This window comes from Pseudomonas sp. 1L-E-NC-VB-C3, from assembly GCF_057291535.1.
In genome coordinates this window covers 97,374-117,436 of the sequence record NZ_JBXAWD010000018.1, presented here as the reverse complement: position 1 = coordinate 117,436, position 20,063 = coordinate 97,374, and the positions used below count along the sequence as shown (strand labels likewise).

Annotated in this window: 21 protein-coding genes; 13 read left to right on the top strand and 8 right to left on the bottom strand. The window is 58.1% G+C overall.

Going from position 1 to position 20,063, the window contains the following annotated elements; genetic code table 11:
• Positions 1 to 294 precede the first annotated feature (294 nt).
• Complete coding sequence (gene norR, locus AC0Z5Z_RS24215; protein WP_150741853.1) at positions 295 to 1,857, bottom strand: nitric oxide reductase transcriptional regulator NorR; 1,563 nt, start codon at positions 1,855 to 1,857, stop codon at positions 295 to 297.
• A 163-nt stretch (positions 1,858 to 2,020) separates the two neighbouring features.
• On the opposite strand from norR, the gene hmpA reads away from it, so the two are divergent.
• From hmpA to AC0Z5Z_RS24165, 10 genes are all read left to right on the top strand, one after another.
• Positions 2,021 to 3,202, top strand: a complete 1,182-nt coding sequence (hmpA, locus tag AC0Z5Z_RS24210) for an NO-inducible flavohemoprotein (RefSeq protein WP_353188746.1) — start codon at positions 2,021 to 2,023, stop codon at positions 3,200 to 3,202.
• Between the two features lie 222 nt (positions 3,203 to 3,424).
• Positions 3,425 to 3,934: a disulfide bond formation protein B gene (locus tag AC0Z5Z_RS24205; RefSeq protein ID WP_041479949.1), complete on the top strand. Its 510-nt coding sequence runs from the start codon at positions 3,425 to 3,427 to the stop codon at positions 3,932 to 3,934.
• An 827-nt stretch (positions 3,935 to 4,761) separates the two neighbouring features.
• Positions 4,762 to 5,703, top strand: a complete 942-nt coding sequence (cyoA, locus tag AC0Z5Z_RS24200) for a ubiquinol oxidase subunit II (protein WP_024014231.1) — start codon at positions 4,762 to 4,764, stop codon at positions 5,701 to 5,703.
• Positions 5,704 to 5,706: 3 nt separating this feature from the next.
• Positions 5,707 to 7,737, top strand: coding sequence for a cytochrome o ubiquinol oxidase subunit I (cyoB, locus tag AC0Z5Z_RS24195; RefSeq protein WP_041479948.1), 2,031 nt, complete (start codon positions 5,707 to 5,709; stop codon positions 7,735 to 7,737).
• A gap of 3 nt (positions 7,738 to 7,740) precedes the next feature.
• Positions 7,741 to 8,364 carry a cytochrome o ubiquinol oxidase subunit III gene (gene cyoC / locus AC0Z5Z_RS24190; RefSeq protein WP_016773303.1) on the top strand — a complete coding sequence of 208 codons (624 nt, stop codon included), beginning with the start codon at positions 7,741 to 7,743 and terminating at the stop codon, positions 8,362 to 8,364.
• On the top strand, positions 8,364 to 8,699 hold the full coding sequence (gene cyoD, locus AC0Z5Z_RS24185; RefSeq protein ID WP_011335842.1) for a cytochrome o ubiquinol oxidase subunit IV: 336 nt from the start codon (positions 8,364 to 8,366) through the stop codon (positions 8,697 to 8,699). Before cyoC ends, cyoD begins: the two co-directional genes overlap by 1 nt.
• A 10-nt stretch (positions 8,700 to 8,709) precedes the next feature.
• A complete protein-coding gene (cyoE, locus tag AC0Z5Z_RS24180) occupies positions 8,710 to 9,597 on the top strand; it encodes a heme o synthase (protein WP_016773305.1) in 888 nt (295 codons plus the stop codon).
• A gap of 115 nt (positions 9,598 to 9,712) precedes the next feature.
• Positions 9,713 to 10,057, top strand: coding sequence for a toxin (locus AC0Z5Z_RS24175; protein ID WP_252886777.1), 345 nt, complete (start codon positions 9,713 to 9,715; stop codon positions 10,055 to 10,057).
• A complete protein-coding gene (locus tag AC0Z5Z_RS24170; RefSeq protein ID WP_041479944.1) occupies positions 10,054 to 10,368 on the top strand; it encodes a helix-turn-helix domain-containing protein in 315 nt (104 codons plus the stop codon). Before AC0Z5Z_RS24175 ends, AC0Z5Z_RS24170 begins: the two co-directional genes overlap by 4 nt.
• A gap of 185 nt (positions 10,369 to 10,553) precedes the next feature.
• Positions 10,554 to 11,045 (top strand): RidA family protein, encoded by a 492-nt coding sequence (locus tag AC0Z5Z_RS24165; protein ID WP_016773306.1) that lies wholly within the window; start codon positions 10,554 to 10,556, stop codon positions 11,043 to 11,045.
• Positions 11,046 to 11,406: 361 nt separating this feature from the next.
• Here AC0Z5Z_RS24165 and AC0Z5Z_RS24160 read toward each other — a convergent pair whose 3' ends face one another.
• From AC0Z5Z_RS24160 to AC0Z5Z_RS24150, 3 genes are all read right to left on the bottom strand, one after another.
• Positions 11,407 to 12,108: a hypothetical protein gene (locus AC0Z5Z_RS24160; protein WP_016773307.1), complete on the bottom strand. Its 702-nt coding sequence runs from the start codon at positions 12,106 to 12,108 to the stop codon at positions 11,407 to 11,409.
• 133 nt (positions 12,109 to 12,241) lie between these two features.
• The gene (locus AC0Z5Z_RS24155) at positions 12,242 to 12,646 is read right to left on the bottom strand and encodes a GNAT family N-acetyltransferase (RefSeq protein WP_252868261.1); all 405 of its coding nucleotides are present in this window, start codon (positions 12,644 to 12,646) and stop codon (positions 12,242 to 12,244) included.
• Positions 12,647 to 12,684: 38 nt separating this feature from the next.
• Complete coding sequence (locus AC0Z5Z_RS24150) at positions 12,685 to 13,605, bottom strand: LysR family transcriptional regulator (RefSeq protein WP_122611838.1); 921 nt, start codon at positions 13,603 to 13,605, stop codon at positions 12,685 to 12,687.
• Positions 13,606 to 13,707: 102 nt separating this feature from the next.
• Between AC0Z5Z_RS24150 and AC0Z5Z_RS24145 the strand changes: the two genes are divergently transcribed.
• Positions 13,708 to 14,880 (top strand): aspartate aminotransferase family protein, encoded by a 1,173-nt coding sequence (locus tag AC0Z5Z_RS24145; protein ID WP_305381502.1) that lies wholly within the window; start codon positions 13,708 to 13,710, stop codon positions 14,878 to 14,880.
• 123 nt (positions 14,881 to 15,003) lie between these two features.
• Here AC0Z5Z_RS24145 and AC0Z5Z_RS24140 read toward each other — a convergent pair whose 3' ends face one another.
• The 3 genes from AC0Z5Z_RS24140 to AC0Z5Z_RS24130 all read right to left on the bottom strand — a co-directional run bounded on the left by AC0Z5Z_RS24140 (position 15,004) and on the right by AC0Z5Z_RS24130 (position 18,195).
• The gene (locus AC0Z5Z_RS24140; RefSeq protein WP_041479938.1) at positions 15,004 to 16,923 is read right to left on the bottom strand and encodes an alkaline phosphatase D family protein; all 1,920 of its coding nucleotides are present in this window, start codon (positions 16,921 to 16,923) and stop codon (positions 15,004 to 15,006) included.
• Positions 16,924 to 16,994: 71 nt separating this feature from the next.
• On the bottom strand, positions 16,995 to 17,729 hold the full coding sequence (locus AC0Z5Z_RS24135; RefSeq protein WP_024014226.1) for a hypothetical protein: 735 nt from the start codon (positions 17,727 to 17,729) through the stop codon (positions 16,995 to 16,997).
• Positions 17,730 to 17,829: 100 nt separating this feature from the next.
• Positions 17,830 to 18,195 (bottom strand): hypothetical protein, encoded by a 366-nt coding sequence (locus AC0Z5Z_RS24130; RefSeq protein WP_016773311.1) that lies wholly within the window; start codon positions 18,193 to 18,195, stop codon positions 17,830 to 17,832.
• Between the two features lie 115 nt (positions 18,196 to 18,310).
• Here AC0Z5Z_RS24130 and AC0Z5Z_RS24125 point away from each other — a divergent pair, with 115 nt between their 5' ends.
• Positions 18,311 to 19,060 (top strand): hypothetical protein, encoded by a 750-nt coding sequence (locus AC0Z5Z_RS24125; RefSeq protein ID WP_252878857.1) that lies wholly within the window; start codon positions 18,311 to 18,313, stop codon positions 19,058 to 19,060.
• Between the two features lie 34 nt (positions 19,061 to 19,094).
• On the opposite strand, the gene AC0Z5Z_RS24120 is transcribed toward AC0Z5Z_RS24125, so the two are convergent.
• A complete protein-coding gene (locus AC0Z5Z_RS24120) occupies positions 19,095 to 19,424 on the bottom strand; it encodes a hypothetical protein (RefSeq protein ID WP_485611753.1) in 330 nt (109 codons plus the stop codon).
• A 220-nt stretch (positions 19,425 to 19,644) separates the two neighbouring features.
• On the opposite strand from AC0Z5Z_RS24120, the gene AC0Z5Z_RS24115 reads away from it, so the two are divergent.
• Positions 19,645 to 19,893, top strand: a complete 249-nt coding sequence (locus AC0Z5Z_RS24115) for a DUF6429 family protein (protein ID WP_485611752.1) — start codon at positions 19,645 to 19,647, stop codon at positions 19,891 to 19,893.
• Positions 19,894 to 20,063: the final 170 nt, after the last annotated feature.

Genomic DNA, 20,063 nt, shown 5'->3' with positions numbered 1-20,063 from the left:
CAGAGGTAGAGGGGGCCGACGGAGGTGTCTGGCGTTTTACACCGACCTGAACGACCGAGTCGATTATGGATTCGGAAGAAATCTTTCACGTCAGTGGAGTTCTTCAATATCCCCCAATCAGTCCCCTCACCCAGTGGTAGAGGGGGCCGACGGAGGTGTCTGGCGTTTTACACCGACCTGAACGACCGAGTCGATTACGGATTCGGCAGAAATCTTTCACGTCAGTGGAATTCTTCAATATCCCCCCATCAGTCCCCTCTCCCTCTGGGAGAGGGCTAGGGTGAGGGTGTGCTTTTAGCTCTTCATGCCTAGTCGTTTGGCCATGCGCCCCAGATTCGCCCGATCCACCCCCAACTCCCGCGCCGCACTTGCCCAGTTATCCTGATGACGCTCCAGCGCTGCACCGATCAACCGCCGCTGAAACTCATCGGTGGCACTGCGCAAATCCCCGGTGATCATCGGCATCACACTGGCCAAGTCTGCATTGGCAGGCGCAACCACGTTATCCACAACCTCACGGGGCAAATCCAGATCCGCCGCGCTCAGACTCAGAATCTTCGGCCGCACTTTGCAGTTACCCAGCGCCTTCAGCGCACTGCGTCCGATCAAATGCTCCAGCTCCCGGACATTCCCCGGCCAAGTGTAGGCGAGCAGCGCTTCCTGAGCATCACTGTTCAAACGCAGACTATTGAGGCCCATGCGCGAGCGGTTCTGCTCGAGAAAGAAACCACTGAGCAACAACACATCACGCCCACGATCGCGTAGCGCCGGCACTCGCAGCGGATACACGCTCAAACGGTGGTAGAAGTCGGCGCGGTAGCGACCGCTGCGCACTTCCTCGGCCAGATCGCGATTGGTCGCTGCAATCAGACGCACATCGACCTGATGCTCCTTGTCCGAACCCAGGCGCTGCAACTGACCGCTCTGCAGCACGCGCAGCAACTTGGCCTGGACCGTCAGCGACAACTCGCCGACTTCATCGAGAAACAGCGTGCCGCCATTGGCCAGTTCGAACTTGCCACGCCGATCGCTGGTGGCGCCGGTGAAGGCGCCGCGCACGTGGCCGAACAGTTCGCTTTCCACCAGCGTGTCGGGCAGGGCGGCGCAATTGAGGCTGATGATCGGTTTGTCGGCGCGCGCGGAGGCGGCGTGGATGGCTTGGGCCACGAGCTCTTTGCCGACCCCGGTTTCGCCGGTGATCAGAACAGTCAGATCACTGCCGCCGACCAGATTGATTTCTTCCACCAAACGTTTATGCGCCTTGCTCTGGCCGATCATTTCACGGTGCTGCTGGCCGCTGGCCTGACGATAGACCTCGGCGCGCTGATGCTCGTCTTCGGCGCGGGTGGCCAGACGTTCGATGCGTTCGGCCGCATTGACCGTGGCCGAGGCGAGGCTGGCAAAGGCTTGCAGGGCGTCGAGTTCGATCGGCTCGAAACGCTCCGGGTCCAGCGCGTCGAGGGTGATCAGGCCCCAGAGTTTTTCATCGACGAATAAAGGACAGCCGAGGCAGTCGTGAACTTCAAGATGATCGTCTAGGCCATCGACCAATCCGTCATAAGGATCGGGCAAGTCGCTGTCGGCGGCAAAACGCGTCGGCCCGGCGCCGGCCAGCAGAATTTCGAAGCGCGGATGCTCGCTGACCTTGAAGCGCCGGCCGAGGGTGTCGGTACTCAAGCCATCCACCGCCAGCGGCACCAATGATTCGCCATCCAGACGCAACAACGCGGCGGCATCGCAAGGCAGCAAAGCGCGCATGGCTTCGAGCAGGCGCCGGTAGCGCTCGCCCTCGGGCAGTTCGCGGGAGAGGTCGGCGACCAGAGGCAGCAGGGCGGTAAGCAGGGATTTAGCGGTCATGGTTATGTAGTCAAAGAGACAAGGTGTAGTCGAGATGACTATACGTTCATTTGTGTCGAAATGACTATGAAGGTTTCAAGCTATTGAATTTAAAAGATTAATTAGTTGGCATGAAAGCTGATATCCCTAAGGCAATCTTTCCAGAAAGCCCAGGAGTCACCTTATGCTTAGCGTCCAGGATCGTGCCATCGTCAAATCCACCGTGCCTCTGCTGGAAAGCGGCGGCGAGGCGTTGATCACGCATTTCTACCGCATGATGCTCTCCGAATACCCGCAGGTGCGCCCGCTGTTCAACCAGGCGCATCAGGCCAGTGGCGATCAGCCGCGTGCCTTGGCCAACGGCGTGCTGATGTACGCCCGGCACATCGATCAGCTCGACCAGTTGGGCGATTTGGTAGCCAAGATCATCAACAAACACGTCGCCCTGCAGATCCTGCCGGAGCATTACCCGATCGTCGGCACCTGCCTGCTGCGCGCCATTTCCGAAGTGCTCGGCGAAGAGATCGCCACGCCTGAGGTGATGAGTGCCTGGGGCGCTGCGTACGGGCAACTGGCCGACATCCTGATCGGCGCGGAAACCGCGATCTATGACCAGAAGGAACAAGCGGTCGGCGGCTGGCGCGGTGCGCGTGAATTCATCGTCGCGGCGAAGGTGCAAGAGAGCGCGGAAATCACCTCGTTCTACTTCGAACCGGCGGACAAAGGGCCGATTCTTGCGGCCGAACCGGGTCAGTACATCGGCATGAAGCTGATGCTCGACGGCGAAGAAATCCGTCGCAACTATTCGCTGTCGGCACTGGCCAACAATGGTCAGTACCGCATCAGCGTCAAGCGTGAACCGAACGGTCGCGCGTCAAACTACCTGCATGATCAACTGCACGTCGGCTCAAGCATTCAGCTGTTCCCGCCGTCGGGCGAATTCACCCTGGCGGCCAGCGACAAGCCGCTGGTGCTGATCAGCGGCGGCGTCGGCATCACCCCGACGCTGGCGATGCTGGAAGCAGCGCTGGCCACCGAACGTCCGGTGCACTTTATCCACTGCGCGCGCAATGGCAGCGTCCACGCGTTCCGCGACTGGGTCGATGGGCTGGCGGCGCGTCATCCGCAACTCAAACGCTACTATTGCTACGCCGAAGAAGATGGGGTCAGCCCGGCGGCGGACAAGGTTGGCCTGCTCAACGAAGAACTGCTCGGCCAGTGGCTGCCGGTACAGCGCGATGTCGATGCGTACTTCCTCGGACCGAAAGGGTTCATGGGCGCGATCAAACGGCACCTGAAAGCGTTGGGCGTGCCGGAGAAGCAGAGCCGTTACGAGTTCTTCGGGCCGGCTGCTGCTCTGGAGTGATCCGAGACCGAGTTGTCTCGTTCGCGAGCAGGCTCGCTCCCACAGGAATTGCGTGCGACGCAGATCCATTGTGGGAGCGAGCCTGCTCGCGAATCTTCTGCGCGCCGCAAAGCCATGTTGGTTAATCATTCCTTAACCGCTCTATCGTTTATTGCCCCGGTGTAGACTTGCGACAATTTCAGCCGCCGGCCGGCTGGACCATGGACTTACAAAGGAAAGGCAATGAGCGAGGAAACGATGCGGTTGGGGCGTGAGCGGCGCTATCTGGTGTTGCTGGGGATCATCTGCCTGGCGTTGATCGGCGGCGCACTTTACATGCAGGTCGTGCTCGGCGAAGCACCTTGCCCGCTGTGCATTCTGCAGCGCTATGCACTGTTGCTGATTGCAGTGTTCGCCTTCATCGGTGCGGGCATGCGTAGCCGTCGCAGCATCACCGTGTTCGAGACACTGGTAGTGATCTGTGCGATTGCCGGGGCCGGAGTGGCCGGGCATCACGTCTATACGCAGTTCTATCCGGCGGTGAGTTGTGGCGTCGATGTGCTGCAACCGATTGTCGATGATCTGCCGTTGGCGAAAATTTTCCCGCTGGGCTTCCAGGTCGACGGTTTCTGCTCGACGCCGTATCCGCCGATCCTCGGCCTGTCGCTGGCACAGTGGGCGCTGGTGGCGTTCGTGCTGGTGGTGATTCTGGTGCCGTTGCTGACCTCGCGTAATCGAAAAGCGCTGCGCTGAGTCAACTTCTCGGCAGAGCTGCCGATAAACAAAACGCCCCGATTTTCGTTGATGAAAATCGGGGCGTTTTGCATTTCAGAGCGTTTGTGAAAACACCGTGACGAACGGCAATGAAGCGTGCGGCAAATGTGCGACATGTTGTCACACAGGGGCTGTCGCAGGGACTCGGGATGCGGCGGATTGGCCGCCTGTTACATAAAAACATTGGCCAGTTTTAGTGTTTTCGGGCTTGAGCACGGACGTACCAGAGCAGGCAGTTTTAACAGGCGCCGGCAGATGGACGAAGCCCTTGGAACATCGGGCTTTGCGCCGCTCCAGTGTTTGTAGATCGGGTGCAGAGCTGTCTGATTTGAGGCGGTTACGCTGGCAGATTTTGCCGCTTTTATTGAGAAACGCTTTCGATAACTTGCGCAACTTTTGCAAAAATGGCGATGGATTGTTGCTCTGAGTGATAAAAATTATTTCGGGATAAGACATGGTGTATAGGGCGCTACCTATCTACAATCGCCCGCACTGAATTCCCGACGCTGTTCAGCCTTTATCAAGGAACTGATCAGGAGGTCGGGTGTCGAGCGAGCCGCGAGGCTTTCGAGACACCCTGGTGTCGGTGCCTTTCCAATTTTCCGCACCAAATGGAATTGGTCTGTAACAAGGCCTTTGACCACGAATTCGAATAAGAACTGAACGCTGTCCCAAGGTTTTGTCGAGTGTGAGACGCGCGACGGGCGGCCCTTATTCAATCCAAAGAAAATGCCAACCCTTGGCAGGGTGAAGTGTTGGCGATCAAAACCCAACTGCATTGCGCAAGCTGCTTTAGAGGTCGTGAGATGAGTAAAAACAGGTACCCCAGATTACTAGGCCTAGTGCCGCTGCTCGGCACGTTGTTGCTGGGAGGCTGCAACATGACCTTGCTCAATCCAACGGGCCAGGTCGGCCTGGAACAGCGCAACCTGATCATCACCGCCACGCTGCTGATGCTGTTGGTCGTCGTGCCGGTCATCGTCATGACCTTCCTGTTTGCCTGGAAGTACCGCGCTTCGAACAAGAACGCCGTCTACACGCCGAAGTGGTCGCACTCGACCAAGATCGAAGTGGCCGTATGGACCATCCCGGTGCTGATCATCATCGCCCTGGGCTACATCACTTACATCTCGACTCACGAGCTGGACCCGTATCGTCCGATCGAGTCTGACGTCAAGCCTGTGACCATCGAAGTCGTCGCGCTGGACTGGAAGTGGCTGTTCATCTACCCGGAACAAGGCATTGCCACGGTCAACAAGATCGTGTTCCCGGCGCACACGCCAATCAACTTCAAGATCACCTCCGACGCCGTGATGAACTCGTTCTTCATCCCGGGCCTGGGCGGCCAGATCTACGCGATGGCGGGCATGCAGACCAAGCTGCACCTGATCGCTGACCGCAACGCTGAAATGGACGGTATCTCCGCCAACTACAGCGGTGCCGGTTTCACCGGTATGAAATTCAAGGCTATCTCCACCACTCAGGAAGATTTCGACGCCTGGGTAAGTGAAGTCAAGAAGTCGCCTAAACAGCTTGATCAGGCTGAATACGCGGCCCTGGCCAAACCGAGCCAGAACAACCCAGTCGAACTCTACTCGTCGGTCACGCCGAACCAGTTCCAGATCATCGTCGACAAGTACGAAGGTATGAAGCCGGGCAAGCCGCTGAAGCACGAGAAGAAAGAGAAAGAAGTGGCGGCCACGGATATTGACGCGGGTTCGCATTCAGCTGCCGGGGCAGAGGAGTAAACGATGTTTGGTAAATTAAGTTGGGAAGCAGTCCCATTCCACGAGCCGATCGTGATGGTGACCATCGCCATGATCGCCCTCGGTGGTCTGGCGCTGTTCGCTGCGATCACTTACTTCAAGAAGTGGACGTACCTGTGGACCGAGTGGCTGACTTCGGTCGACCACAAGAAAATCGGCGTGATGTACATCATCGTCGCCATGGTCATGCTGCTGCGCGGCTTTGCCGACGCGATCATGATGCGTACCCAGCTGGCCATGGCCACCGAGGGTTCGCCTGGCTACCTGCCACCTGAACACTATGACCAGATCTTCACCGCTCACGGTGTGATCATGATCATCTTCATGGCGATGCCATTCTTCACCGGCCTGATGAACCTTGCAGTGCCGCTGCAGATCGGCGCGCGTGACGTTGCGTTCCCGTTCCTGAACTCCCTGAGCTTCTGGCTGCTGGTGTCCGGCGTTGTGCTGATCAACCTGTCCCTGGGCGTCGGCGAGTTCGCCAAGACCGGTTGGGTTGCGTATCCGCCGCTGTCGGGTCTGCAATACAGTCCTGGCGTGGGTATGGATTACTACATCTGGGCGCTACAGCTATCCGGATTGGGTACGACGTTAACCGGGGTCAACTTCCTCGCGACCGTACTGAAAATGCGTACCCCTGGCATGAAACTGATGGACATGCCGATCTTCACCTGGACCTGCACCTGGGCAAACGTTCTGATCGTGGCTTCGTTCCCGATCCTGACCGCTACCCTGGCACTGCTGACCCTTGACCGTTACATGGATTTCCACATTTTCACCAATGAACTTGGTGGCAATCCAATGATGTACGTCAACCTGTTCTGGGCCTGGGGCCACCCTGAGGTTTACATCCTGATCCTGCCGGCATTCGGCATCTTCTCGGAAGTGATCTCGGCGTTCACCGGCAAGAAACTGTTCGGCCACCACTCGATGATCTACGCCTCGGGCGCGATCTCGGTACTGGGCTTCATGGTCTGGCTGCACCACTTCTTCACCATGGGTTCGGGTGCGAGCGTCAACGCCTTCTTCGGTCTGGCGACGATGCTGATTTCCATCCCGACGGGTGTGAAGCTGTTCAACTGGCTGTTCACCATCTACCAGGGCCGTCTGCGCTTCACCAGCCAGGTAATGTGGACACTGGGCTTCATGGTGACCTTCGCCATCGGCGGCATGACCGGCGTACTGCTGGCCATCCCGGGTGCTGACTTCGTGCTGCACAACAGCCTGTTCGTGATCGCGCACTTCCACAACGTGATCATCGGCGGTGCGGTATTCGGTTACATCGCTGGCTTCGCGTTCTACTTCCCTAAAGCGTTCGGCTTCAAGCTGCACGAAGGCTGGGGTAAAGCAGCGTTCTGGTTCTGGATCTCGGGCTTCTTCGTCGCGTTCATGCCGCTCTATGCACTGGGCTTCATGGGCATGACCCGTCGTCTGAACGCCACCACCAACCCTGAGTGGGTACCGTACCTGTACGTTGCCATGTTCGGTGCGGTGATGATTGCTGTGGGTATCGCCTGCCAACTGATCCAGCTGTACGTCAGTGTGCGCGACCGCAACAAGCCAGAGAACGTTTGCGATCACGGTGATCCGTGGAATGCACACACCCTGGAATGGTCGACCTCGTCGCCACCACCGTTCTACAACTTCGCTGTGCTGCCAAAGGCTGACTGCATCGACCCGTTCACCGAAGCCAAGGAAAACGGTACTGCGTACCAGCGTCCGGCCAAGTACGAGCCGATCCACATGCCGAACAACACCGCCACTGGCGTGGTGATGGGCGCGCTGTTGACCGTCTTCGGTTTCGCGATGATCTGGCACATCTGGTGGCTGGCGATCGCGAGCCTGGTGGGCACCGTCGTTTACTTCGTGATCCACGCTGCACGTGACGACCAGGGCTATATGGTTCCGGTTGAAACGATCGAGCGTATCGAAGCCGAGCAGCACAAGCGTCTGGTCGCGGCAGGGAAAATCCCGGCCAATGCCACCCGTGTTGAAACCTCGTTGGAACAGGCTTAAACCATGTCGAACTTAGTGACCAATGTTGGACACGCCCATGGTGACCATGGGCACGATGACCATCACCACGACTCGGGCGAGATGACCGTATACGGTTTCTGGCTCTACCTGATGACCGACTGCATTCTGTTTGCGTCGATCTTCGCGGTGTACGCAGTACTGGTAAACAACGTTGCCGGTGGCCCGTCGGGCCACGACATCTTCGAACTGCCTTACGTGCTGGGCGAAACCGCTCTGCTGTTGTTCAGTTCGATCACCTACGGCTTCGCCATGCTGGCGTTGTACAAGGGCAAGAAGCAGGCGGTCCTGGGCTGGTTGTTCATGACCTTCCTGCTCGGCGCGGGCTTCATCGCCATGGAGATCAACGAGTTCCACCTGCTGATCTCCGAGGGCTTCGGTCCTAGCCGTTCGGGCTTCCTGTCGGCGTTCTTCACCCTGGTCGGCACCCACGGTCTGCACGTTTCGGCCGGTCTGATCTGGATGGGCATCATGATGTATCAGGTCAACAAGCATGGCCTGACGTCGACCAACAAGACCCGTCTGAGCTGCCTGAGCCTGTTCTGGCACTTCCTGGACGTGGTCTGGATCTGCGTCTTCACCGTTGTTTACCTGATGGGGACTCTGTAATGGCTAATGCACACTCCCATGACAGCCACGATGCTGGCCACGGCAGCGTCAAGTCGTACGCCATCGGCTTCATCCTGTCGGTAATCCTGACCGTCATTCCGTTCGGTCTGGTGATGTACCCGACCCTGCCGAAGTCGACGACGCTGGCAATCGTTCTACTGTTCGCAGTGATCCAGGTGATCGTTCACCTGTATTACTTCCTGCACCTGGACCGTTCCATTGCACAGCGTAACAACGTGATCGCGTTCGTCTTCACGGCGATTGTGATCGTGCTGCTGGTTGGCCTGTCGCTGTGGATCATGTTCAGCATCCACACGTACATGATGGCGAAGTGAGGTAGACCCGATGTCGCTCAAGCACTTTATCCAAATCACCAAACCGGGGATCATTTTCGGTAACGTGCTTTCTGTGGCAGGCGGGTTCTTCCTGGCCTCGAAAGGGCATGTCGATCTGGCGGTGTTTCTGGCCGCCATGATCGGTACTTCCCTGGTCGTGGCCTCCGGTTGCGTGTTCAACAACTGCATCGACCGCGACATCGACCTGAAGATGGAACGCACCAAGAACCGTGTGCTGGTCCAGGGCCTCATCTCCCTGAAACTGGCCCTGGTTTACGCGACCATTCTGGGTGTTCTCGGCGTTGCCTTGTTGTACAAGGTGGCCAACCCGTTGGCTGCCTTGTTCGCAGTAATCGGCTTCATCATCTACGTCGGCTTCTACAGCCTGTACCTCAAGCGCAAGTCGGTTCACGGCACGCTGGTGGGCAGTCTGTCGGGCGCCATGCCGCCAGTGATCGGTTACGTTGCCGTGACCAACAGCTTCGACATGGCCGCACTTACCCTGCTGGTGATGTTCAGCCTGTGGCAGATGCCGCATTCCTACGCCATCGCGATTTTCCGTTTCAATGATTACCTGGCCGCATCGATTCCGGTGCTGCCAGTGAAACGCGGCATTCAAGTGGCGAAGAAGCACATCCTGCTCTACATCCTGGCGTTCCTCGTGGCGACCTTGATGCTGACCTTCAGCGGCTACGCCGGCATGAGCTACCTAGCCGTCGCCGCCGCCATGGGCATGTACTGGCTGTACATGGCCTGGACCGGCTACAAGGCAGTCGATGACACCGTCTGGGCACGCAAGCTGTTCGTGTTCTCGATCTTCACCATCACTGCGTTGAGCGTCATGATGTCCCTGGACTTCAAGGTGCCGACAGAGCTGTTGCTGACGTACGCGCCGTAAGGTTTGCAAGCTTCAGGAAAAACCCCGCACGTTGAGAGATGTGCGGGGTTTTTTGTTTATTCGAGCAGCGATTTGTTGATAGGCTGTCTATAGTCAAGCTGCTTATAGTTTGGCTATGCGAACAATCTTTTTTGAAACAACGATATTTACCAAAAGCGTTGGCCGCTATCTGACGGACGACGAATATCGAACATTGCAGAACTACCTTCAGAGCAATCCGCTTGCGGGCGATGTAATGCCTCGAACGGGTGGCTTCCGTAAGCTGCGCTGGGCTGACTCTCGCCGTGGCAAGGGAAGACGAGGCGGCTTGCGGGTTCTCTACTATTGTCTTATGAATGATGGTCAGTTCTGGATGTTCGCCATTTACGACAAAGATGAGCTTGAGAAGCTGACTGCCGAGCAAGAGAGGGCACTCAGGACAGCCATTGATAAAGAGTTGAAAAAACGAGGTACCCCATGAAAAAACGCGACCTGTTTGCAGAGTTAATGCAGGGCGTTGATGAGATGGCGGCTCAACGCGAGGGCAAGATCACACTGCGCAATACAGTGCTTGAGGACAAGCCTGTACCTGAAGTGGGCGCACAGGAAATTGTGGCTCTTCGAGAAAAACTGCATATGTCTCAAGCTGTTTTTGCCAGTCGAATCAGGACAAGTCCAAACACCCTTCGAAATTGGGAGCAGGAAAAGTCGAAGCCCAATGCTCAAGCAGCCTTATTGATACGACTGGTTGAAAAATTTCCAGATATGGTTGAGCGCTTGAACACTGTTTGAGCGCCGCTGAAGACCAGCTTGTGGTCCGGGGCATCCGAAAGGTTTAGGGCTTTTTGTTCCATCTACGCTGGTTGCACAACTTAGGCAAACGCCATAGATTCGGATCCAACCCCGACAGTAGTAGCTCCAAGCCATCTCCGGTGCTCGACTGTCTAACCCGTGCATTGATCAAAAGGCTGGGCGCAATGACCGAACGGATGACCTGCGATGAGCGCTTTATCGCCCTGGCCGAAGAACTCAACTATGACATCTATGGCGAGAACACCGCCGGTGGCAATTACGCGCCGCTGATCCGTCATCACGACGAGCTCTACATCAGCGGGATGGTGCCGCGGGTCAATGGCAAGATTCTCTATCCCGGTCGCGTGGGGCTGGAATTGAACCTCAAGGATGCGCAAGCCGCGGCGAGCATCAGCGCCATGCGTTGTCTGGCGCTGATCGTCGATGCGGTCGGTTCGCTGGACAAGATTCGCGCGTTGTTGCGGGTCACGGTGTATGTGAAGTCGACTGCTGACTTTGTCGACCTGAGCGAAGTGGCCAACGGCGCTTCGGATGTGTTCAGCCATGTGCTGGGCGATGCCGGGCGGCATACACGTACGACCATCGGCGTGTATCAGTTGCCGAAGAATGCGGCGATTGAAGTGGACATGATTGCGGCGTTGCATCCTTCGGCTTGAGGGGGGGGGTAGCGGTTTGCCCTCACCCTAACCCTCTCCCGGAGGGAGAGGGGACTGACTGAGGGGCTTTCAAGATATACGCCGACCTGAAATACCGAGCCGAACTCAGGTTTGAAAATCACACAAGTCGGCTCCCTCTCCCTCGGGAGAGGGGACTGACTGAGGGGCTTTCAAGATATACGCCGACCTGAAATACCGAGCCGAACTCAGGTTTGAAAATTACACAAGTCGGCTCCCTCTCCCTCGGGAGAGGGCTGGGGTGAGGGGCGACGATTTTCGCCTCCTCACGAATCACAAGCCGGACAACAAAAAGCCCCGCCTGAATCTCAGTGCGGGGCTTTTTCGTACAGCGGCTGCGCTATTACTGCGCCGCGATACTGTAACCATCAAACGCGGTCTGCTGCTGCAGGGCGGTGATGATGTTCTTGCGGTTCACCGCCTGTTCGGTACCGGCGTTATCGACGAAGGTTTCGCTTTCCAGCTCGGCTTCATCGCCTTCACCCACGAAAGTGAAACCGAGGAATTCCAGTGCCTCACGATCTACGTTCAGACGCGAACGCGGGGTGCGCATTGGCAGGGTCACGCTGGCGCCGTCCTTGCTGATGGTGAAGATTTCCACTTCTTTTTTCTTCGCAGCTTTGCTCTTGCCGCCGCTCGGGTTGCTGATCGCCTGATGGGTCTGATTCAGCACCTTCAGCGCCAGGCCATAGACGATTTCCTGGAATGCCGGATCGTCCTTGAAGCTGGACAGAATGCGTCCGATCGAGAACTTGCTGCTCAGGTCTTCCAGCGCGGCGATGTCGGCTGCCTCGGCGTCTTTCAGGCGCTTGAGTTCGCCCATCAGCTCGTACGCCTTGTCGTCATCAAAACTGTCATGCGCCTGACGGATCGCCGCACGCAATTCACGGATCTGGTCGCTCTCGCGGGTCGACTGGAACGCGTCCAGGACCATCTCGCTGATGATTTTGGCTTGAGGCAGGTGTTGTGAAAGATTGATGGAGTTTTCGTATTCCGCTTTGGACGACTGGGTGACTACGGATTCAGCGGTGTTGAAATCGGACATTGAAATTTCACTACTTTTTAACTTGAGTTGAGGCGAGAAAGCACGAGGTCTTTTTCAGGCCGACTAATTTAGGGGAGCGGGGCGGCGTTGTCACGGAGCAACGGTCTGGTGGTCGGGATTTTTCTAAAGCGCGCTATTTGCGGCGCGGACGTTCCATGGCAATCGCGGACGTCTCGAAGCCCACGCTGGCAAAGAAAGCTTCAGCGCCCTCGCGTCCAGCGCGTAGCACCCAAGTAATATCGGGGTTATCGCCCATGACATGCTCCACCAGTGCGCGGCCGATTCCCATGCGCCGATGCTGGTCATCGACCACCACCATCGACAGATAGCCATTAGAAACCTCATCAGTGATCGCTCGAGCGAAACCGACGATTTGCTCGCCTAAGAGCGCAACAGCTGCACGCTGCGAATTGTGAATCAAGCGAGCAAAAGATTCGGCATCGCCAATGCGATGGCCCCAGCCATGCTGGCTGAGAAACAGCCTTGCTGATTCTGTTTCGCTGGGATGCAATTCACGCACGGTAAGGCTGTCGTTCATGGGATGTTCAAGTCCTTATCAATTTCCATCGTGAATGATTACGGCCTGCCGACGTCAGGTTTCCCCCACGTACGCATCGCAAACTCGACAAAGCGTCTCAGCTTCGGCAATCGATAGCGATCCTGCGCATACAACAGATGCATCGGCCTGCTCGGCGGTTGGTAGTCCGTCATTACCCTGACCAGTTTACCGTCGCGCAGATCCTGCTCCACCAGCGCGTCGGGCAGCATCATGATGCCCATGCCGTTGCGCGCTGCCTGGTGCAAACCGGCGGAGCTGTTGATCAACATCGGCCCGCTGACGTCGACGAGGACTTCGCCTTCCGGACCGCTCAGACGCCAGCGTTTTTCCACCGATTGCCAGTCATCCCCAGCCGGATAGGCGAAGGATAGGCAATCGTGTTGCTGCAAATCCTGTGGCGTATGCGGCATGCCGCGCCGCGCGATGTAATCAGGCGAGGCGCAGACCGTCAGGGTGTAGTCGATCAAGGGCCGGGCGATCAGGTTGGATTGGTCGAAATTGCCCAAACGGAACGCGACATCGAGGCCGTTTTCCAGCAGATCCGGACGGCTGTTGGTCAGCACCACGTCGAGTTTCACTTGCGGATACAGCAAGGAATATTCGCTGAGAGCCGGGGTCAGTCGTTCGACGCCGAAGGTCAGCGGCGCGGTGATACGCAGCAAACCGCGCGGCTCGTCCGACGCTTGTTCGGCAAGGCGTTCGGAGTCGGCCACCAGGCCAAGCACTTCCAGGCAGCGTTGATAATAGACGCTGCCGAATTCGGTCAGGCGCTGGCGGCGCGTGGTGCGTTGCAGCAGTTGCACGCCGAGCCGTTGCTCCAGCGCGCGCAGATGATTGCCCACCATCGTCGTCGACATTTCGCACTTCGCCGCGGCGGCCGTCATGCTCCCGGTTTCGACCACTTTGACGTACACGCCCATCGACTGAAACAAATCCATTATCAAGCTCGGCTTTTAAATGATTGAAGTTTTTCCGGGTTTATCCAGCTCAGGTGGCTAACCATACTGCAAAAACACCGACCTGCAATGGAGTTTCACGTCATGACCGCCGCCCTGATGAACACCTACCAACCACTGGCCCTGAGTTTCACCAAGGGCCTGGGCACGCGCCTGTGGGATCAGGCGGGGCGCGAGTATCTGGATGCCGTTGCTGGTGTGGCAGTGACCAACGTCGGCCACTCGCATCCGCGTATCGTCTCGGCGATCAGCGAGCAAGCGGGGCTGCTGCTGCACACCTCAAACCTGTACAGCATCGACTGGCAGCAACAACTGGCCAAACGGCTGGCGGTGTTGTCGGGCATGCAGCGCGCGTTCTTCAACAACTCCGGCGCCGAAGCGAACGAAACGGCGCTGAAACTGGCGCGTCTGTACGGCTGGCGCAAAGGCATCGAGGAGCCGCTGGTGGTGGTCATGGCGAACGCTTTCCATGGCCGCACCCTCGGCACGCTGTCCGCCAGCGATGGCCCGGCGGTGCGGCTTGGCTTCAACGAACTGCCGGGGGACTTCGTCAAAGTGCCGTTCGGCGATCTCGCCGCGCTGGAGCAAATACAGCGCAAACACGGCGCGCGCATTGTGGCGATTCTGGTCGAGCCGATTCAGGGCGAAAGCGGCGTACAAGTCGCACCGCCGGGTTATCTCAAGGCCCTGCGCGACCTGTGCAATCGCCACGCGTGGCTGCTGATGCTCGATGAAATCCAGACCGGCATCGGCCGCACCGGGCAGTGGTTCGCCTTTCAGCACGAAGGCATCGTGCCCGATGTCATGACCCTGGCCAAAGGCTTGGGCAATGGCGTGCCGATCGGCGCCTGCCTGGCCCGTGGCCGCGCGGCCGACCTGTTCACCCCGGGCAGCCATGGCAGCACTTTCGGCGGCAATCCACTGGCCTGCCGGGTCGGCTGCACGGTGCTGGACATCATCGAAGAACAAGGCCTGCTGGCGAATGCGCGGGTGCAGGGCGCACGGTTACTGGAACGCCTGCGCGCCGAATTGGCAGACAACCCGAACGTGCTGGCAATCCGGGGGCAGGGCCTCATGATCGGTATCGAACTGAAACAACCGGTGCGCGACCTGACGCTGATCGCTGCGCGGGATCACGGCTTGTTGATCAACGTGACTCGTGGCAAGACCATCAGGTTGCTCCCGCCGCTGACGATTGATGAGCGCGAGGTGGGGATGATTGTCAGAGGGGTTGGGCGGGCTCTGGCCGCACATTGATTGGTCTGCGCAAAACCCTGTGGGAGCGAGCCTGCTCGCGAAAGCGGTCGACTATTCACAGTAGGTGTCGACTGAAATTGCGCCTTCGCGAGCAGGCTCGCTCCCACAGATCAGCGCATGGCTTTAGTCCGGCGCATTTGCAAACTCCGGCGCCAGCATCCTCGTCTTCTCCGCCCCATTCGAGTTGTGCTGAACAATCTCGCTCGGCTGACCCTGTTCATTGAAAAACACCTGTCCGATCCCCGCCGAATTCCACAGCCGTTCCCCGGCCTCGGCATGTTCCGGCGTGTACGGGACGATGCGCATCAGGCGGCGTTTGGTGAACCAGTTCAACGGTGAGCGTGGTGAGTAGAGCCAGCGGTTGAGGCGGTCGAACCATTCCAGCAGCGTTGGCGGGAATTCGTTCTTGATGCCGCTGCTGGTGATCTGCCAGATCCGTGGGCCGGCCTTGCGGTGGCGGATCAGGACTTCGTAGACGAAGGAATAATGCACATCGCCGGACAGCACCACGTAGTTTCCGGGTGTGCGCGAGTGTCGGAAAATGTTCAGGATCACCTGCGCCGCGCCGCGATGGGCCATCCAGTTTTCCGCGTCGACCAGCAGCGGATAACCGCACCAGCTGAACACTTTCTGCACGGTTTCAATCAGCTTGACGCCAAAGATCGGCGCCGGCGACACGATGATTGCCGAAGGGTGATCGAGCAGTTCCTGTTGCAGTTCGCTCAAGGCTTCCCAGTCGAGCAGGCCCGACGGTTGCTTGAGGGCCATCTCGCTGCGCCAGCGCCGGGTGCGCGTATCTATCACCACCAGTGCCGGACTGCTCGGCAACACAAAATGCCACTGCTGAAAACGCAGCAACTGATCAATCAGATCGTCCTGCACCGGCATGTCCAGATAGCCGTCGTCACCGCTGGCGCTCAGTTGCGCGGTCTGTTCCAGCACGTCCTTGAAGGCATCCGGATTGTTGCCCCAGCCCTGACACAACAGATAAGCAATCAGCGCGTTGCCGATGATGCGTTTGGAGAACGGATGGCCGTAGGCGGTTTCCTCCCACTGCGCAGAAAGATTCCAGTCATCGGTGATGTCGTGGTCATCGAAAATCATCAGGCTCGGCAGATGCGCCAGCGCCCGCGCGACGTTGCCCAGGCCCGTCTTGAAGGCATCAATGCGCGTCTGCTCGAGGTGGTAGCGCTTGCGGCGTTCCGGCGTCAGCGTCGGCGCGCTCGGATTGATCAGCGACCACGGCGTCGGCGACCACACCAGCATGTACATGGCCATGACTTCGGCGAACGTCACCAGATGGTTGTCGGCACTGCTGCTGGTGAAAATCGGCTTACGCGCGCCACCGAAAAATCGCTCGCGCAAGGTCTCGTTGCTCTCTAGCGCCGGTAACAAATCCGCACGGTGGTAGTAGCTGGCCGGGTGTTGATAGAGCTTGGCGCTGTCGCTGACCACGGCACCGTCAAGGTGCTCATCGAACAGACCGAGACGCTCGATCAGGGCATGAATCGCCCGCAGCATCGGCCCGGCGACGTCGTCGGCATAAACCTGATCACCGCTCATCATCAGCAGCGCCGGACGGAGTTGCGCATCGGCTTCGTCGGCCAACAATTGATCGACGCAGAGCAAACCATCGGTTGCCGGATGATGCGGCTTGCGGCAGGAACCGTGGAGCAATTGGTCGATCCGCGAACGCACGACGAGGTTCGCGCAGCTGGCACCAGGGTAAAGCAGATGAGGCGCCCACTCAGCCATACCGATGGCGTCATCGATCAGCAGGTCGTAAGCGATAAACGTGTCGCAGGGCAGGGCGCTTTCAAGCTGAACGTCTATCAGATGCACGAACGCATGACGGCCTACGGCAATGACCGTGCATTTCTGCGAGTCGAGCGGAATATCTCCTACACCTTGCAGGCGCAAGGTCAGCGACAGTTCACGCGAGCCCACCAGCCACAGCACCACGCGCGTCGGCTCCAGCCGCCGCAGCAACGGACCGGCCAGTACAGGAGGCAGCGAGATCAGGTCATCAGGTGTTGAAAACATTGAGGGCAAGGTTCAAGGCGCACAGGCCGGCGATGATAGCGCAGCCGGCGCCTTGATCCCTTAAATCAGCCTTAAGAGTCGGCTTTTTGCAGTTTCAGCGCCAGCAAACGCCACTCCCCAGCCGTCGCATCAACCCGTGGCAATTCCTGCACGGAGCAATCGAATCGGTAGGTGACATCGTCGCCATTCATGTTGCGCGCAGTGACGCTGTTGCTGAAGCTGTAGACCTGATCCTTGTAGCGATGACTGACCAGCGCTTTGCTGTCAGCAAAACGCGCCGAAGCGGGATAACGCAGGGTGCTGGTGACAAACGGGCTGCACATGACATACGCGATCATCGATTTGTCGGCCTGTGCGTCGCCGCGCAATTTCTTGTTCAGCGCGGCCAGGGCCATGCGACCCTCGTAGTCGCTCTGATTCAGCACCGTTTGTACCGCCATTGATTTCGGCGCTCGGCTGACGTTATTCGGCAGCAGTGCGGAGTCCGGGGGGGAAGGCTTGTCGTCCGCCTCGATGGCAGCAAACACCGGCGCATCTTTCAGCTCGGTGACGGGCGTGACTGCCTCGGCTTCAGGCAACACAGAGGTCGACTCGACGACTGGCGTGTTTTGCGCCTGCGCCTCGTGATCGAACGACGAAGGAAACAGCGAAAACGTGATCGACAACATCACCAGCCCGACAATGAACCCACCCGCCGCGCCAACGATGTTGCCGTAGAAAATGTTCCAGCTGCCGCGGTTCTTCACCACCCAGCGCCACATGAAACCCCAGACAGCGACGAACGCCAGAAAACGCAGAAACTCCATTTGATCCTTTCCTTACCTTTCAACAATCCAAGCGCGGCGCGAGACGATCAGCGAGCACCGACGATGCGCGGCAAGATAGCAAAATAGACGCACCGTCCGGCTACGGCTGCGGAAAATAATTCGCCGCCAGAAAAATCAACGTGACCATGCCGGCGGCAACGCCACAGGCGCCCGCGAGCAGTTGACGTGCAACCGGATGCGCCGGCTGTCGACGCTTGGCGATCCACAACCACACACCCGCCAGAACGCCCGCGCTGGTCATGAACACCACCAGGCTGTTATGCAGTCCCGGCGCTGCCATGGTGGTGCCGAACAGACCGTCATAAAGCAGTGTGAAGACAATGCCCGCCACCACAGCGCTGCCCGCTCCGGCGAGGTTTGCCAATAACAGATTCCAGTGCCCACGCTGTCGCACCACCCAGAACCACATTGCCGCCATGACCACTAAACACAACACAGCATCCATCGGATTTCTTTCCTTGCCACGAGACAGAGGCGACAACTTGGTCGCCTGTTGAGAGTGGACGGCACGATAGCAAAATAGTAGCGTCGCGCCATGCCTTCTCTGTAATGGACTACCCATGTTTTCCACAACCCGTTTGCTGCAACTGCTCGGCGCTCTCACCCTTGCCGTCTCCATTACCCCAGCCTTCTGCTTCGCGAAAGAACACCCGCAAGCCAGCTGGGATTACTACCTCGCCAATTGCCAGCGGATGCAGGAAACAATCGCCGACGTCCAGAGCGGTCGCGTCTCCGCTGCCTATGCACTAACGTCCGGCCTGCAAGACAGCCTCGCCTCCATGAACGAGCGCCGCCTTAACTTGCTACCGCAACACCTCGACTCCAGCGAGTATGCCCACTGCGAAAACGTCGCGGCCCATGCCGAGGCAACCCTGGCCCAAGGCAAAGCCGAGTTCGCCGCGCAAATGCAACGGGGTGTGGAGGAGGGCCGTATTGCGCACCAGAACTCCCCCGCCTACCAACGCGCCCGTTCCCTCGGCTACAGCGACGTCGGCGACATCTCTTTCCTGAAACTGCACGAAGACACCGACGGCGAAGCCCGCCTGAAAACCATGCTGATTACCGTCGACGAAATCTGCGGCCAATACTTCCGCGCCACGCAATACGTGAAGCCCTATGTGATCTACACGGTGCGACCGTCGGATGGCGGCTGTGGCGAAGTGAAGCGTGTTGCGATAGTTGGCGGGGGGCAACCAGAGAAGGGCGACTACATTGATCCCAGCGGCGAATTTCAGTACATGGGCTGGAAAAAACTGGTGGGCGCTGACGGCTTCCCAACGGATATTCGAGTGCTGAAAGCACGTCGCTGACAGGAGAGATACCGGCATGGTTGTAGCGCGGCACTCAAAGAATGTCGCGCAGATACCCTTTCAGCGCGAGCAGCGGCTGACCCAGCTGCTCCACCGACCGCGCCTGAGCCAACTCCGCCGACAACTTGCGCAACTCCCGCCCCAACGGCTTCTCGACCCCACCCAAGGCATCCAGCGCCAGGTTCAGGCATTCGTTCATCTTGAACTGAATGGCCTCGACATCGCCGCGTTTCATCAGTAACTCGAAAACGTCTTTCTGATAATCGCCCATGACCATGTCATCGCGCAGGATCGGGCTCAGGCCCTCTTCTTCGTAGGCGAGTTTGAGGGAGAAGAGGGCGACGGTTTCCAGTGAGGTTTCCATGGGGATGTCTGTCAATGAAGTGAAGGGCTTGAGCCCGATGTGCGAAGTACCAGCGGAAGTCTATTTTGCGGGCGCGATTATACGGGCGGTCATCGCATGCGAGGCAACCAGCAATCGGCCATCTAAACTCTCAAGCTCGCGCAGCATTGACATCCACTTTGATACGACGCTTTGATTACAAAAACTGAACATCAGCGGAGTGACCATCATGGAATACGACATGAAACTGATCGACGACGCCGTCCTCGCTCTCCTGGCAGCCTATAGCTCCGACGCCGGCAATGCGTGGAAGGGCTATGACTTCGAGATCATGAACCGCTTGCACGAACAGGGTTTGATCAGTAATCCGGTTAACAGAAACAAGTCGATATGGTTGACGGAGGAAGGGATGGAGCGGGGGCGGGAGATTGCTGGGCGGATGTTTGCAGTCAAGGAGTCGGCTGGGCACACATCCGATTCCGGAAACTGATTTGATCTTGGGTAGGAAAGCCAGATAGGCACCAACCACTTTCTTCCAGACGAAAAAAAGGCCCTGCTTTCGCAAGACCTTTTTCTCTGTGTTGGTGCCCGAGGGAGACTGTCGAGTTCCATATAATACGTGGCTTGCAGCTTGATTATATTCTCGGGGATACACGATGG